Origin of the sequence: Ventosimonas gracilis (genome assembly GCF_001580025.1) — a bacterium.
GTDB lineage: Bacteria > Pseudomonadota > Gammaproteobacteria > Pseudomonadales > Pseudomonadaceae > Ventosimonas > Ventosimonas gracilis.
In genome coordinates this window covers 1-14,557 of record NZ_LSZO01000007.1, presented here as the reverse complement: position 1 = coordinate 14,557, position 14,557 = coordinate 1, and the positions used below count along the sequence as shown (strand labels likewise).

Sequence of the window (14,557 nt, the reverse complement as noted above, 5' to 3'; positions counted from 1 at the left end):
GTTCAATCATCGACATGAAAACATCTATCTGGCCTTGCTAAAATTACTGCGTGAACAGCCGCTTTGATCGCGTTTGCTTCCTAAGACCCCAACTAAAAACTTTAACAAATAACAAGAAAGCCAATAACAAGTCTGCCGGATACTATGGTCGATAAAGTCATGGCAAGACTTAATGCAATTAAAGCCTTATCCGCATTTTATCAGGACGTTAATTACAGCTCGGCCCATTGCCTTAATAAATTGTGGTAAGTCCCCGCCAGTTGCAGTAGTGCCGGATGTTCTGGCATATCAGCGGTTAAACTTTGGATGGCTTGATCCATCTCAAACAGCAGCCTGCGTTTACCGTCGTCGCGCACCATGCTTTGCGTCCAGAAGAATGAAGCAAGGCGTACTCCGCGCGTCACCGGCTCAACGCGGTGCAGGCTGCTGGCTGGATAGAGCAGCAAATCACCGGCGGCGAGCTTAACGCGCTGGGTGCCGAAGGTATCTTGGATAACCAGTTCACCGCCGTCGTAGCTTTCAGGGTCGGAAAAAAATACCGTGGTGGAGACATCGGTTCGCACCTGTTCTGTACTGTTTTTTACCGCGCGTACTGCGTTATCAATGTGATAACCGAAGGATTCGCCTACGCCATAGCGGTTAAACAAGGGCGGGAAGACTTTAAGCGGCAGCACCGCCGAAACAAACTTCGGGTGCGTCCACAGCCTTTGCAAAATCAGTGAGCTGATCTCCCGCGCAAGCCTGTCATCTTCGGCAAGTTGCTGATTATGTTTGGCTTTCCCCGACTGCCAGCCCGCGGTAATTTTGCCATCGAGCCAGTTAGCTGCTTCCAGCGCGGCGCGGATTTTGGCGACTTCCTCTGGATTAAAAACGCCCGAAATTTGCAGCAGCATGCGGGTGCTCCGTAAAAAGGTTGATAGTAATTTGTATTTGCATATTTTTACTAGCTTGATGGATTAAACCAAGCGAGCCGCTCACGTAGTTTGACCACTTCACCCACGATCAGCAGGGTAGGGGCCGAGATTCGCTGCCGGGCGGCTTGTTCGGGCAAGTCGGCCAATGTGCCGCTAATCACACGCTGCTGCGCGGTGGTGCCTTGTTCGATTAAGGCAGCAGGAGTTGCTGCGGCGCGCCCGTGGGCTATCAAGCGTTCGCAGATAAAAGGCAAGCCACCTAGTCCCATATAGACCACCAGGGTTTGCGCGGGCGAGACCAAGTCCGCCCAAGGTAGGTCGCAGCTGCCGTTTTTTAGGTGGCCAGTGACAAAGCGCACTGACTGCGCATGCTCGCGGTGGGTTAGCGGAATACCGGCATAGGCTGCGCAACCGCTCGCCGCCGTAATGCCGGGTACGATCTGGAAAGGAATGCCCTCAGCCGCCAGTTGTTCGATTTCCTCGCCGCCGCGGCCGAAGATAAACGGGTCGCCGCCTTTTAGGCGCAGCACGCGCTTGCCCTGCTTGGCGAGCCTAACCAACATCTGATTGATTTGTTCCTGCGCTACCACATGTTCTGCCGCGCGTTTACCGACATAAATCCGCGTTGCGTCGCGACGGCACAGATCAAGAATATCCGCGGGCAGCAAGCGGTCATAGAGCACCACATCGGCTTGCTGCATCAGGCGCAGTGCGCGAAAGGTCAGTAAATCCACATCACCCGGCCCGGCACCGACCAGGTAGACCTCGCCTGTGGCATCAGCTTGTTTTTCTTGCAGTTTTTCTTGCAGCAGCCGCTGCGCCTCATTTTCCTGTCCAGCCAAAACGCGCTCAGCCACCCGGCCTTGGAAGACTTCCTCCCAAAAAATCCGTCGCTGCGCTGGTGCCTGCAGAGTGCGTTTGACCTCTTGGCGAAAGCGCCCAGCCAACTGCGCCAAGCGCCCATAGGCGGCAGGAATCAGGCTCTCCAGCCGCGCTCTAAGCAAACGCGCAAGTACGGGCGCAACGCCACCAGAAGACACCGCCACAATCAGTGGCGACCTGTCCACAATGGCCGGAAAAATCACCGTGCAAAGCTCAGGTGCATCGACCACATTGACCGCAATGCCGCGTTGCTGCGCATCCTTTGCAACACAGGCATTGACGGTGCTGTTATTGGTCGCAGCGACGGCTAGCTGTACGCCGTCAAGGTCTATTTCACGGTATTCGCGCCGCGCAGGTGACTGCGCCAGTGCCGCTAATTCGGGGTGAATAATGGGTGCGACTACACGCAACCTGGCTCCGGCTGAAGTTAATAACCGAGCTTTGCGCAAAGCCTGTTCGCCGCCACCCACTAACAATACCGGGCGGTTTTTTAAATTATGAAACAGTGGCAGGTAATCCATTGGCGATTAAGGTTCCGATAAAGGGGGTATTTTATCTACATTTTGTTCAAGTAAAACGATAAGGCCGAGATAGTTTTACCGATAATGGCGAAGATCAATTAAATCGCTACGCAATGGATTAAAACGCCAAGATTTAATGGGCGCGACAGATTGAACGATCTGTTGAATTTATTTGAGATATTTTCAGCCAGTAGGCACAAGTAAAACAACATAAAAGCAATGCTTGGTAAAACTTTGGCTATTGGCTCGTTTTGCATGGGAAACTCCATCGGCTTTTTGCTAAAATCACATGGGCGTTTTTGCGCTTGTCTTTAAGTGTCTTATTCTTTTGTTTTTATTCATTGGTTGCAATCTTTTTCAGGGATTTAACTCATGGGTGATATTGCTGTGGGCAGTGATGCGGCTCCATCGGGTAAACGCCGTTTTTTGCTCAGTGGTTTGTTTTTATTGGTTTTATTGGGATTGGCGGCGACCGCTTTTTGGTATTGGACGGTTCTGCGCTGGTATGAGGAAACCGATAACGCCTATGTGCAGGGCAACCAGGTGCAGATTGTACCGCGCGTTAGCGGCACGGTGACCAGCATTGCGGTTGATGATGGCATGCAGGTAGAACGCGGGCAACTTCTGGTGCAGCTTGACCCGGCCGATGCACAGGTCGCCCGCGCTCAGGCCAAGGCTGATTTGGCGCAGACCGTGCGTCAAGTGCGCGGCTTGTATCGCAGCGCAGACAGCGCCAAGGCCGAGCTTAATGCCCGTGAAGCGGCGCTGCGCCGCGCCCGTGCCGATTGGCAGCGGCGCAAGGCACTTTCCGAAGGCGGCGCGATTTCCAGCGAAGAGCTTGCCCACGCAAGCGAGGCACTGGCTTCAGCACAAGCCGCCGTCACCAGTGCGCGTGAAGGTTTAAAGCAAAGCCTTGCTTTAGTCGATGACACGGCAGTGGCCACTCATCCACAGGTGTTGGCAGCGGCGGCGCGTTTTCGGCAGGCGTTTTTGCAGGAACAACGTAGTGCCATAGTCTCGCCGGTGGCCGGTTTTGTCGCACGTCGCTCAGTGCAGATTGGGCAACTGGTGCAGCCTGGGCAGGTGCTGATGGCGGTTATTGCGCCGCAGCAAATGTGGGTTGAGGCCAATTTTAAGGAAACCCAATTGCGGCAAATGCGCTTGGGACAACCGGTGCATCTGTACGCCGATTTGTACGGCAGCGAAGTGACTTATCAAGGTCAGGTGGATAGTCTAGGGCTGGGTACGGGAGCGGCGTTTTCGCTGTTGCCGGCACAAAATGCCAGTGGCAACTGGATAAAAATCGTCCAGCGGCTGCCGGTACGTATCCGCTTAAACCCTGAGCAACTCGCCGAACATCCGCTGCGTATTGGTCTTTCCATGCACGTCAAGGTGGATTTGCACGACCAAAGCGGCAAGATACTGGCCGAGCATAAAGCCCCTGGTGAATTATTTGCCACCGATGTTTATGACGGGCAGTTGCAACAGGCCGATGCGCTGATTACGCAGATTATTAAAGACAATCTATCATCGACCCGGCGGGATTGACATCATGTCTAGTGCAACTTCTGCTGAGGCCGATGATGGCTTTGTGCCACCGATTCGCGGGCTGTGCGCCGCGGGTTTAGCGCTGGCGTCTTTTATGCAGGTTTTAGACAGCACCATTGCCAACGTGTCACTGCCGACTATTGCCGGAAACCTGGGCGCAGGCACCCAGCAGGCCACTTGGGTGATTACCTCTTTTGCCGTCAGTACCGCGATTGCGCTGCCGCTTACCGGCTGGCTCAGCCGCCGTTTTGGTGAGGTGCGGCTGTTTTTGGGGGCGACGCTCGCCTTTACCTTGGCTTCGTTGCTTTGTGGCTTGGCGCACAGCATGGGGTTTCTGGTCGCCGCGCGAACCCTGCAGGGCTTTTGCGCAGGGCCCTTATTTCCCATTACCCAAGCCTTGTTGGTCGCTATTTATCCGCGTGAAAAGCGCGGACAGGCGCTCGCGCTATTGTCATTAATTGTGGTGGTTGCGCCGATTGCCGGGCCGATTTTGGGCGGCTGGATTACCGATAATTACAGTTGGGAGTGGATTTTTCTAATCAATGTGCCATTAGGTTTAATGGCTACTTTCATTGTTTCCAACCAATTAAAGAGCTTTCCAAGGCGCACGGAAAAAGCGCGAATGGATTATATCGGCCTTGCCAGTTTAATGATTGGCGTAGGCGCATTACAAATCGTGCTGGATTTGGGTAATGATGAAGATTGGTTTGAGTCGGATTTAATTATTGCACTTTCCGTAGTTTCCGCCATAGCGCTGCTGGTTTTTGTGATTTGGGAATTAACTGACAAAGAACCGATAGTGGATTTAAAACTGTTTCGTCACCGCAACTTTCGTAACGGCACGTTGGCAATGGTGCTTGCTTATTCGGCGTTTGTCGCTGTGGTATTTTTAGTGCCGCAGTGGTTGCAGCGCGATATGGGTTATACCGCGTTATGGGCGGGTTTGGCTACGGCACCTTTGGGGATTTTAGCCATTGTATTGGCACCGATTATTGGTAAATATTCCAGCCGTATTGATTTGCGACTGCTGGCTACGCTGGCCTTTATCTTTTTGTCCATCACTTGTTTTATGCGCGCAGGCTTTAATCTGCAGGTGGATTTTAATCATGTCGCTGGTGTGCAATTGTTAATGGGGGCGGGGGTGGCACTGTTTTTTATGCCGGTATTGCAAATCTTATTGTCTGATTTAAGCGGTTCGGATATTGCCTCCGGCAGTGGTCTTGCCACTTTTTTGCGCACGCTCGGCGGCAGTTTTGCGACCTCGTTAACCACCTGGCTGTGGAGCAGGCGCGGCGCGGAGCATCACGCACAATTAACCGAACACATCTCAGCCTATGTCCCAGGCGTCACTGAGCAGTTAACCGAGTTAGGCCAAGGCGACCCTATACGTGGCGCGGCGCTGCTTGATGTCGGGGTTATCAGCCATCAAGCCTCGCAAATGGGTTTTAACGATATTTTCTACCTGCTCGGCTGGGTGTTTCTCGTCATCATCGGCTTTTTGTGGCTCGCCAAACCGCCATTTGGCGGTAAAGCGGCAGGTGCAGCGGGCGGGCACTAAGCCTAGGGCGGATGTCAAGCCGGATAGCCGGTAATCTCGCGGATTTTTTGGTAGAGCGGGCGCAGTTTGTCGTACATGCCAAGGTAAACCTCTTGATAGAGGCGAAGGTAGAGCGCCGCGGCTTCGGGGTTTGGCTGAAAAACTGAACCGGTGCGCGTCATCGCGGCAATGCCGCTGGGGAAATCCCGGTGCAGGCCAAGCCCTACGGCGCAGGCAATGGCTGCGCCAAGGCCGGAGGTTTCCCAGGTGTGTGGGCGTTCGGCGGGCAGGCCGAAAATGTCGGCGGTCATTTGCATAATGGCATCGCTTTGCGAGCCGCCGCCGGAAACGCGAAGCTGCTTGATGCGCGTGCGGCTACGTTTTTCGATGCGTTCTTTACCTTGGCGCAGTGCGTAGCCCAAGCCTTCAATAATCGCGCGGTACAGATGGGCGCGGCGGTGCACGTCGCCAAAGCCAATTACCGCGCCTTTGGCTTCAAGACCTGGCTCGCGGATGCCGGGCGTCCAGTAGGGTTGCAGCATTAATCCCATGCTACCTGCGGGTACGGCTTGCAGCAGTTCGTCGAACAGGGTTTCAGCGACCACGCCTAAGTGCTCTGCACGCTGGCGTTCGAGTTCAGCAAATTCCTGCTTAAACCAGTTCACCATCCAAAAGCCGCGGTAAATCATCACTTCCGAGTTGTAATGCGCGGGAATGGCAGCGGGGTAGGGCGGCAGCAGGCGGGTGACTTCGCGGTAGCGGCGGCTGGTGGTGTTGATGGTGGCGGTAGTGCCGTAGGAAAGACAGGCCGTGCCTTCGGCCAGAGAGCCGCAGCCTAAGACTTCGCAGGCTTTGTCGGCTCCGGCGGCAATCAACGGCAAGCCTTCGGGAATGCCGGTGTGCTCGCTCGCTTCGCGGGTGATATGCCCCAAGGTTTGCCCGGGGTCTTTGAGTTCGGGCAGTTGTTCGCGGCGGATGGCAAGCGCCTGCCAAAGCCAGCTACGCGGGCCTGCCCAGTCTTGTTTTTTGTAGTCAAACGGCAGGTAGGCGACGCAACTGCTGCGCGAGTCGGCAAAGTGTCCGGTTAAGCGATGGGTAAAAAAGCCGGACAGCAGCAGTATTTGATGGGTTTTTGCGGCAATGTCTGGTTGATTTTGCGCAACCCAATTGACCTCAGCTTGCGCGCGTAAGTGCTCGATGATGCCGGTGGCACCGGCGAGTTTAAACAGGCTGCGCCAAAGCCAGGACATTTTGTGCAGTGCTTCGGCGCGGCGCTGGTCGAGCCAGATAATGGCGGGACGCAGCGGTTTGCCGTCTTTATCGACGTGGATAATGCTGCCGCGCTGGGTGGTCAGTGCCACACCGCGAATGCGCGAGAGGTCGATGCCGCTTTCCTGCCACAGTTGCTGGCAGGCTTGCCCCAGGCATTTCCAATAATATTCAGGGTCTTGCTCGGCCCAGCCGGGCTGCGTTGAGTAGTAGGGTTCAAGCTCGACCTTGCCTTTGCCGAGCAGGACGCCTCTGCTATCAAACAGCAGGGCGCGTACGCTTTGTGTGCCGTTATCCAGCGCCAGCAGTAAGTCGCTCATGCGCTCTCCTTGGTGCTTGGCAGGCTGTAATATTGTCGCCAAAGTGCGAGCCAGCGAAATTGTTCGTGCTGCCAGCGGTCGTCATCCCAGCCTAAACGGGGCTGGCAGAGGGCGCGGATGCGCACCAGCCAGGCACGCGCACCCTCTGCGAGCAACAGGCCAAGACGTGTTCTGCGCAGTAGCAGGTCGTCCAGATGCAGTACCAGCTCGCGTTCGGCGGCAAGCGCAAGTTCTGCCCAGATGCAGTCGGTTGAGCCAATGCGTTCGCTGCCTATTTCGGCAATCAATTCGAGCAGACGTGGGAAGTTGCGTCCATGCCGCGCGGCCAAGCGGCGGCTTTGTTCGCTGGAAAGCTTTTGACTGGATACGGGCGGTGCAGCAGAAAATACTGGCGCGTCGGTGAGCTGCAAGGGGCGTCCCATTTGTGCGGCGCAAGCTTTAAGGACTTCACGCGCCAGCAGGCGAAAGGTGGTGAGTTTGCCGCCGGCCAGCGTGACCGCGCCCGGCTCAGTCCACAGTGCGTGTTCGCGCGATTCGTCAGACGGGCGCTTGCCCGCTTGGCCGCTGCTGATCACCGGCCTTACTCCGGCGAAAGAAGACAGTAGATCCTCTGCAACAATGTCCGCCTGCGGAAACTGGTGGGTGCAGAGTTTTAGCAGGTAATTAAGTTCTGCTTGGGTGATACGCGCCTCGTTATCCAGATTGTCTTGATGATCCAAATCCGTTGTGCCGATCACCGTTGCGCCTTCCCACGGGAAGATAAATACCGGCCTGCCGTCGTCCGGATGCATGCAGGTAAAAGAATAAGCCACGGGCAATCGCCAGCCCGGCAATACGATATGACTGCCGCGCAGCGGGCGGATATGTTGCTCGCCTTTGCCGCCTGCGAGGCGATCTGCCCAAGCTCCGGTGGCTAAGGCGACCATCTGGCTGCGTAGCTCGAAGGTTTCGCCGTTTTCGCTGTCCTTGGCCTTTACGCCGACCACACGGCCGTTTTCACGCAATAGTTCCAGCACCTGTACGCCGTTTAACGCCTCGCCGCCGTCTTCGCGCCCTTCATCCAATACGCGCAAAACCAATCGTGCGTCATCGACCCCCGCATCAAAAAAGCAGGTGCCACCGGTTAGCCGTTCGTGGTTAATGCCCGGGGCGAGCAGGGTAAGTTGCTGCGGATTGCAGTAGTGATGACGCGACTTTTTGGCGAACAGGTCATAGAGTGTCAAAAGTGCGCCAAAAATAAAGCGTCCGGGGATTTTGTAGCGGTAGTGCGGCATTAAATAAGGCAGCGGCTCGATAAGGCCGGGCGCTTCTTTGAGTAACCGTTCGCGTTCACGCACGGCATCACGGGTAAGTCGCCAGCCGCCTTTGGCGATATAACGCAGACCGCCGTGCACCATTTTGGATGAGCGGCTGGAGGTGCCAAAGGCAAAGTCGCGCTGTTCCAGCAGCAGGCACTTAAAGCCTTGGCGCGCCGCCTCGCGCAAAATGCCCGCGCCGTTAATGCCGCCGCCGATAACCAGCAAATCCCAAGACTGCGCGGCGAGTTCGGGCAAGGCTTGCTGCCGCCAAGCGGCGTTCCAGGCGGTCATTGCATCTGTCCTTGATCGAGCAGCAAAGCGCCGGGGTTAAGCCTGCCTTGGGGGTCAAAGTGCTGCGCCAGTGTTTGCAGTACCGCCATGCCGCGCTCGCCTTTTTCCGCCGCCAAGTAAGGTGCGTGGTCGCGCCCTACGCCGTGATGATGACTGATGCTGCCGCCTTCGCGGACAATGGCTTCACAAGCGGCTTTTTTGAGTTTTTGCCAGCGCGCCAGCGCCGTCTTGTAGTCCGCCCCTGGGCGAAACAGGTAGCTGGTATAAATGCTCGAACCACTGCCGTACAGGTGCGACAAATGGGTAAATACATGCACCGGTTCGTTTTCGTCTTTTAATCCAGCCTGCAAGCTGTGCTCTAGCGCACCCAGCAAGCGTTCTACGCCGCTCCAATCGATCACGGTTTCCAGCGTATCGACCAAATAACCGGCCTGCCATAAGGTCTCGCGCAGATAGGGAAAGCGAAACCGCCCGCGTTCCCAGATTTTGCCCAGCAGCGTACCCGTCCACACCGCGCCATGTGGTTTAAGAATGGCCTTGGCTTGGCTCAGCGAAGCACGCAGTTGCTTGGGGTGAGCGCTGATCCCGAGCAGCAGCATGCACTTATCCGAGCTGATGCCGCGCAGACGCAGATAGCGCTCCAGCCAGGCAATCTGTCCGGGATGTCCGGCCAGCTTAAGTTGCGTGGTGGTTTCTGCCGTGTTGGAAAGACGCAGCATCGATAGCGGCACTTTCGCATGCACCAGTTCGCGCACGGCGGGCAGCGCGTGATTCCAGTCCGGCAGAAATACCGCGTAAAAGCGCTCGCAAGCCGGTTCACGCGAGACGCGCATTTTGACTTCAGAGAGCACGCCAAAGCGCCCCTCGCTGCCTAATACCAGCTCGCGCAAATCAGGGCCTGCGGCAGAGGCGGGAAAACCTTTAATTTCCAGTGTGCCGTCAAAGGTTTCCAGCAGACCACCGGCAAAAAGCTGCTCAATACGACCATAACCCAAGGACTGCTGCCCGCTGGAACGGCTGGCAATCCAACCGCCGACCGTGGCCAGTTCAAAGGACTGCGGAAAATGCCCCAAACGGTAGCCTTTGGCGCGTAACTGGCTTTCCACCTGCGGGCCGTTCGCGCCCGCGCCGAAAGTGGCGAGATGACTGGTGGTATCGAGTTCCAGCAGGCGGTTCATCCGTGCCAATGAGAGGGTCAGGACGGGCTTGCTGCTTTCCGGCGGATTGATATGTCCGGCCACCGAAGTGCCGCCGCCGTAGGGAATGACCAGCGCGTCTTGCGCTTTGGCAAAAGCGAGCAGTTCACGGATTTGTTCGGCGCTTTCCGGCAGCGCGACCGCATCGGGAAACCGCTCAAACTGGCCGCTGCGCATGGCGAGCCAGTCTGGCAGACTTTGCCCACGGGCATGGCGTATGCGCAGTTCAGGGTCGCAGCTGGTGAGCGGATGGGCGGGCAGGCGCGAGGGTGGTACTTGTTTAATCACGCTGTCTAAACTGGCTAGCGGCAGTACTTGACCGTCGCCTAATACGCCTTGTAAAAAACGGGCGCCATCTGCCGCCAGCGCCATTTCTGTGTGTTCTTCGCCCCAACCGTTCCAACGTCTCATTGATTTTTCCTGTGCAGTTTTTAATTTTTTGCAGACATAAGTCAGCGCTGTGGGCCAAGCCGCTGATGGTCACGTTACTGAGGATTTCCGTATCCAGCCGGTGTCGCTACTACTTAACGAATACGAAACACCGCCATTGTTACTTTAAGAACACGCTAAAGATGAGCGCGGGCGGATTTTATACCGGCAAGACGCGCAATAGGATAGCGTTTGCCCTCTCCGGCAAGCAGGCTAACTGTGTGGATTAACGCAATTGACTGTCTTTACTGGCACGGCGGTTGTAGAGGCTAATGCTTTGCTGCGTTTTATCCTGCTCGCTCTGGCAGGCAATGCACAGGCGCACACCGGGCAGCGCACTACGGCGGGCTTCGGGAATGGGTGCGTCACATTCGGCGCAGTGGTGCAGGCTTTCACCCCGCGGCAAGCTGCTGCGAGCGCGGGCGACGGCATCTAAGATGCTGTCTTCGATTTGCTCGGCCACATTGTCGTCGCGTGTCCAGCCACCAGCCATTTCAATAGCTCCGGGTTAAATCCACTTGATTAAGCAAAGGTTTGCCCGCCATTGTCCGGCGGATATTTTCAGCCAGATTAACCGCCGCCTGCTGCGGACTGGAAAGCCCGGCTACATGCGGGGTAATCAGCACCTTAGGATGGTTCCACAAAAGGCTTTCATCCGGTAGTGGTTCGATTGGCGTGACATCGAGCGTTGCCGCTTCAATTTGTCCGCTATCGAGTGCATCCAATAAATCTTCTTCAATCAAATGTGCGCCACGACCCATATTGATAAGAAAAACGGCTTTATTAAACGCATTAAACAATGAGCGATTTAATATGCCTTCGGTCTCTGCGGTCAGCGGCAGCACGTTAATCAGCATGTCCACTTCGCCAGCGAGCCGATATAAGCCTTGTTCGCCCGAATGGCAGGTAATGGGCGGCAGTATTTTTGGATTGCGGCTAAAGCCCTGCAGATTAAAACCGTCCTTCGCCAACGCCTGCGCAATGGCACTGCCCAACTCGCCCAGCCCCAGCACGCCGATGCAGCGTTGCTGCGCCAAAAGCGGCGCTTCAAATTGCCACAGGCGTTGCCTTGAGTGCTGTTCAAAGCGGTGCAAGGCGCGGTGATAACGAAATACCGCTGCGCGGGCGTATTCGACCATCGTTTGTGTGAGCGAGTGATCGACCAAGCGTGCAATCGGCACTGGGTGCGGCAAGCTCGATAAATCCAGTTGGTTAATTCCCGCGCCCAGCGAAAGCACCGCTTTAAGTGCAGAAAAATCGGCCAAGCCGTTTGCTGGAGCAGTCCATAGCAGCGCAATATCAACGGTATCTGGCCTGGTGCAGTGATCGACCGTGGAAAACTGCAACTCGCCCAGTTGTTCGGTTAAGGCCGCTTGCCAGCGCGCGGGATTATCCAGCTCGCTGTGAAAAAACAGGTGTAGCTTGCCGTTTAGCATTTTTGTTCGTTTAAGTGTTGGAAACCTGCGCTTTTTACCATAACTGCTATTGCCCTAAAAATAACCGGTACGCCGGATTATCCGTTTCATCCAGATAGTCATAACCGATGGCATCGAGCGTCTTGATCACTTCGCCTCGTTCAGATGGCGGTACTTGCAATGCAGCCAGTACGCGGCCGTCGGCGGAGCCGTGATTACGGTAATGAAACAGGCTGATATTCCAGCGCCCGCCCAAACGCTGCAAAAATCTAAATAATGCGCCGGGGCGTTCGGGAAATTCAAAGCGAAAGACCATTTCATTAGCGATGGTTTTACTGTGTCCGCCCACGGTATGGCGAATATGTAATTTGGCGAGCTCGTTATCGGTTAAATCCACGACCGGAAAACCGTCCCCACGCAGTTTTTCGACCAGCGCGGCGCGTGGATCAAGCTCCGGGTCGGTCTGTACGCCGACGAAAATATGTGCCTCTGTGCTGTGGTGGTAGCGGTAGTTAAATTCGGTAATCTGCCGCTTGCCCAGCGCTTCGCAAAAGGCTTTAAAGCTGCCCGGGCGTTCGGGGATGGTCACGGCAATAATCGCCTCGCGTTTTTCGCCCAATTCGGCGCGTTCGGCAACATGGCGCAGGCGGTCAAAATTGATATTGGCACCGGAGGTAATGGCGACGAGCGTTTGCCCACGAACGCCGCTGCGTTCGACATATTGTTTGATACCGGCGAGCGCCAGCGCTCCTGCCGGTTCAGTAATTTGCCTGGTGTCTTCGTAGAGGTCTTTAATCGCCGCGCAGATGGCGTCGCTATCGACGCTAATCACTTCATCGACATAATCACGGGCAATGGCAAAGCTATGTTTACCCATTTGCGCCACCGCTACGCCATCGGCAAACAGTCCGACTTGTTCCAAAACCACCCGTTCGCCCGCCGCTAGCGCCGTTTGCAGGCAGTTCGAATCATTGGCTTCTACGCCAATCATTTTGATCGATGGACGCAGATATTTAACGTAAGCGGCAATTCCAGCAATCAGTCCACCGCCGCCGACGGGTACAAAAATCGCGTCCAGCGCCCCCGGTTGCTGGCGCAGCAGTTCCATACCGATGGTGCCTTGTCCGGCAATGACTTCGGGGTCATCGTAGGGATGGACGTAGACGTAGCCTTTTTCCTCGACCAATTTCAGCGAGTGCGCCAGCGCTTCGGGGAAGCTATCGCCATACAGCAAGGCATGCCCGCCGTAAGCGCGAACATTTTTTACCTTAAGTTCCGGCGTGGTGCGCGGCATCACGATATGCGCCTTAATCCCCAACTTTTGCGCCGCCAGCGCCACGCCTTGTGCGTGATTGCCTGCCGAAGCGGTAATCACCCCGCAGGCGCGTTCGCTTGTTGTGAGCTGCGCCAGTTTGTTGTAAGCACCGCGCAGCTTGAATGAATGCACCGGCTGCAAATCCTCGCGCTTAAGCAAAATCTGGTTGCCAAGACGCTGTGAAAGCTGGCGGGCAGGTTGCAACGGCGTTTCCTGCGCTACATCGTAAACACGCGAGGTAAGGATTTTTTTGACGTAAGTTTCAAGCATGCGGTATCACTTAAGGTCGCTGAAAAGACGGGCGAAAGAGCGGCAGTCTAGCGCAACGGGAGCTTTGGCAGGCAGTGTTGTTGATGCTGTACCCTTTGCAGTACTTGGTTAGGGCTGTGTTGCAGTTGTGCGCTCAACGTAGCCTGCTACTCTAGGTGGTGAAACACTAGCCGCAAGCAGGATGGGGTTAGCCTTGTCTGCTGTCTTACCATGCACTTTCAAGCGTTTCAGGCAATCGTTTTATGCAACCCATTTGTGAAGTGATTAAGGCGATGACCTCGGCCAAGTCTGTGCAGCAAGCGGCGCAGGAATTGGCGCAGCAGTTAATCCATCCACAGCTTGGTTTTGTGCTGTTTTTTTGTTCCGCCGAATACGACCTGAAAGCGTTGGGGCAGGCGCTGGATAAAACCTTTGCCGGAGTGCCTTTAGTAGGCTGCACCACGGCTGGGGAGATTACCTCTGAGGGTTATGCTCGCGGTTGCATCAGCGCCGTAGGCTTCGACAAGCGTTGTTTTGCCGTCGCCAGTTGCCTGATTGAAGAGACCGAACCGTTGGGGCTGGTCGATGCGCAGCCGCGCGTTGAGCGACTGATTGCAGCTTGTCGTAGTCGCGGCCTTGCGCCGATTAAGGGGCATAGTTTTGCGCTGACCTTGCTCGACGGGCTGTCCAGCCGTGAAGAAACCCTGCTGGCGGTACTCAGTGCCGCGCTGGGCAGCATTCCACAACTGGGCGGTTCGGCCGGTGATGACAATCATCTGGCCTGCACCCATGTTTACTGGCAAGGGCGCTTTCACAGCGGCGCGGCGGTGCTGGTGCTGTTTAATACCTGGTGCGAGTTTGAGGTATTCAGCACCTGCCATATCCGCCCGCGTGAGGAAAAAACCAAGCTGGTCGTTACCCGTGCCGACAGTGCGCAAAGGCGCGTTTATGAACTCAATGCCGAACCCGCCGCGCTGGAATACGCAAGGCTGATAGGTATGCCCTTGGCTCAGTTGGATTTTTACCACTTTGCCATGCACCCGCTTTCGGTGCGCATGGGCGAGCATTACTATGTGCGCTCCATCCAGCAAAATCATGCAGACCAAAGTCTGTCTTTTTACTGTGCGGTGGAAACGGGTATGGTGCTGACGGCCATGCGGCCGGTGGCTTTGCTAACGGAATTGGAGATGGAGTTTGTGCGCCTTGAAAAACGTCTCGGCTCACCGATGCTAACCATTGGTTTTGATTGTTTTCTGCGCCGTCTGGAATTGGAGGCGAGTGCAGCGCTAGGGCAGGCCAATCAGATTTTGCGAAAGCAACAAGTGATGGGTTTTAGCACTTACGGAGAATAATTTAACGGGATGCACATTACT

Annotated in this window: 10 protein-coding genes and 1 pseudogene; 3 read left to right on the top strand and 8 right to left on the bottom strand. The window is 55.7% G+C overall.

Going from position 1 to position 14,557, the window contains the following annotated elements; all coding sequences use genetic code 11:
• Positions 1–212: 212 nt before the first annotated feature.
• Complete coding sequence (locus AXE65_RS00645) at positions 213–893, bottom strand: Fe2+-dependent dioxygenase (RefSeq protein ID WP_068386576.1); 681 nt, start codon at positions 891–893, stop codon at positions 213–215.
• A gap of 50 nt (positions 894–943) precedes the next feature.
• Positions 944–2,317, bottom strand: a complete 1,374-nt coding sequence (gene cysG, locus AXE65_RS00640; protein WP_068386571.1) for a siroheme synthase CysG — start codon at positions 2,315–2,317, stop codon at positions 944–946.
• Between the two features lie 372 nt (positions 2,318–2,689).
• Between cysG and AXE65_RS00635 the strand changes: the two genes are divergently transcribed.
• Together AXE65_RS00635 and AXE65_RS00630 are read left to right on the top strand one after the other, a co-directional pair.
• Positions 2,690–3,865, top strand: coding sequence for an HlyD family secretion protein (locus AXE65_RS00635; protein ID WP_068386567.1), 1,176 nt, complete (start codon positions 2,690–2,692; stop codon positions 3,863–3,865).
• A 4-nt stretch (positions 3,866–3,869) separates the two neighbouring features.
• Positions 3,870–5,423, top strand: coding sequence for a DHA2 family efflux MFS transporter permease subunit (locus AXE65_RS00630; protein ID WP_068386564.1), 1,554 nt, complete (start codon positions 3,870–3,872; stop codon positions 5,421–5,423).
• Positions 5,424–5,437: 14 nt separating this feature from the next.
• Here the strand turns inward: AXE65_RS00630 and AXE65_RS00625 are convergent, their stop codons facing one another.
• The 6 genes from AXE65_RS00625 to ilvA form a co-directional block, all read right to left on the bottom strand.
• On the bottom strand, positions 5,438–6,991 hold the full coding sequence (locus AXE65_RS00625; protein ID WP_068386560.1) for an FGGY-family carbohydrate kinase: 1,554 nt from the start codon (positions 6,989–6,991) through the stop codon (positions 5,438–5,440).
• Positions 6,988–8,580 carry a glycerol-3-phosphate dehydrogenase/oxidase gene (locus AXE65_RS00620; protein ID WP_068386557.1) on the bottom strand — a complete coding sequence of 531 codons (1,593 nt, stop codon included), beginning with the start codon at positions 8,578–8,580 and terminating at the stop codon, positions 6,988–6,990. Before AXE65_RS00620 ends, AXE65_RS00625 begins: the two co-directional genes overlap by 4 nt.
• A complete protein-coding gene (locus AXE65_RS00615) occupies positions 8,577–10,187 on the bottom strand; it encodes an FAD-binding oxidoreductase (RefSeq protein WP_068386554.1) in 1,611 nt (536 codons plus the stop codon). Before AXE65_RS00615 ends, AXE65_RS00620 begins: the two co-directional genes overlap by 4 nt.
• Positions 10,188–10,431: 244 nt before the next feature.
• Positions 10,432–10,698, bottom strand: a complete 267-nt coding sequence (locus AXE65_RS00610) for a DksA/TraR family C4-type zinc finger protein (RefSeq protein WP_068386551.1) — start codon at positions 10,696–10,698, stop codon at positions 10,432–10,434.
• Between the two features lies 1 nt (position 10,699).
• The gene (locus tag AXE65_RS00605; protein WP_068386548.1) at positions 10,700–11,641 is read right to left on the bottom strand and encodes a 2-hydroxyacid dehydrogenase; all 942 of its coding nucleotides are present in this window, start codon (positions 11,639–11,641) and stop codon (positions 10,700–10,702) included.
• Between the two features lie 46 nt (positions 11,642–11,687).
• Entirely contained in the window at positions 11,688–13,205 is a 1,518-nt protein-coding gene (gene ilvA / locus AXE65_RS00600; RefSeq protein ID WP_068386546.1) for a threonine ammonia-lyase, biosynthetic, read from the bottom strand.
• A gap of 242 nt (positions 13,206–13,447) precedes the next feature.
• On the opposite strand from ilvA, the pseudogene nosP reads away from it, so the two are divergent.
• Positions 13,448–14,533, top strand: a pseudogene (gene nosP / locus AXE65_RS00595) (nitric oxide-sensing protein NosP); the annotation flags it as partial.
• Between the last annotated feature and the right edge of the window lie 24 nt (positions 14,534–14,557).

Excerpts from the sequence above, each read along its gene's own strand:
- AXE65_RS00645 (WP_068386576.1), bottom strand. The coding sequence starts at position 893 with ATGCTGCTGCAAATTTCGGGCGTTTTTAATCCAGAGGAAGTCGCCAAA.
- cysG (WP_068386571.1), bottom strand. The coding sequence starts at position 2,317 with ATGGATTACCTGCCACTGTTTCATAATTTAAAAAACCGCCCGGTATTG.
- AXE65_RS00635 (WP_068386567.1), top strand. The coding sequence starts at position 2,690 with ATGGGTGATATTGCTGTGGGCAGTGATGCGGCTCCATCGGGTAAACGC.
- AXE65_RS00630 (WP_068386564.1), top strand. The coding sequence starts at position 3,870 with ATGTCTAGTGCAACTTCTGCTGAGGCCGATGATGGCTTTGTGCCACCG.
- AXE65_RS00625 (WP_068386560.1), bottom strand. The coding sequence starts at position 6,991 with ATGAGCGACTTACTGCTGGCGCTGGATAACGGCACACAAAGCGTACGC.
- AXE65_RS00620 (WP_068386557.1), bottom strand. The coding sequence starts at position 8,580 with ATGACCGCCTGGAACGCCGCTTGGCGGCAGCAAGCCTTGCCCGAACTC.
- AXE65_RS00615 (WP_068386554.1), bottom strand. The coding sequence starts at position 10,187 with ATGAGACGTTGGAACGGTTGGGGCGAAGAACACACAGAAATGGCGCTG.
- AXE65_RS00610 (WP_068386551.1), bottom strand. The coding sequence starts at position 10,698 with ATGGCTGGTGGCTGGACACGCGACGACAATGTGGCCGAGCAAATCGAA.
- AXE65_RS00605 (WP_068386548.1), bottom strand. The coding sequence starts at position 11,641 with ATGCTAAACGGCAAGCTACACCTGTTTTTTCACAGCGAGCTGGATAAT.
- ilvA (WP_068386546.1), bottom strand. The coding sequence starts at position 13,205 with ATGCTTGAAACTTACGTCAAAAAAATCCTTACCTCGCGTGTTTACGAT.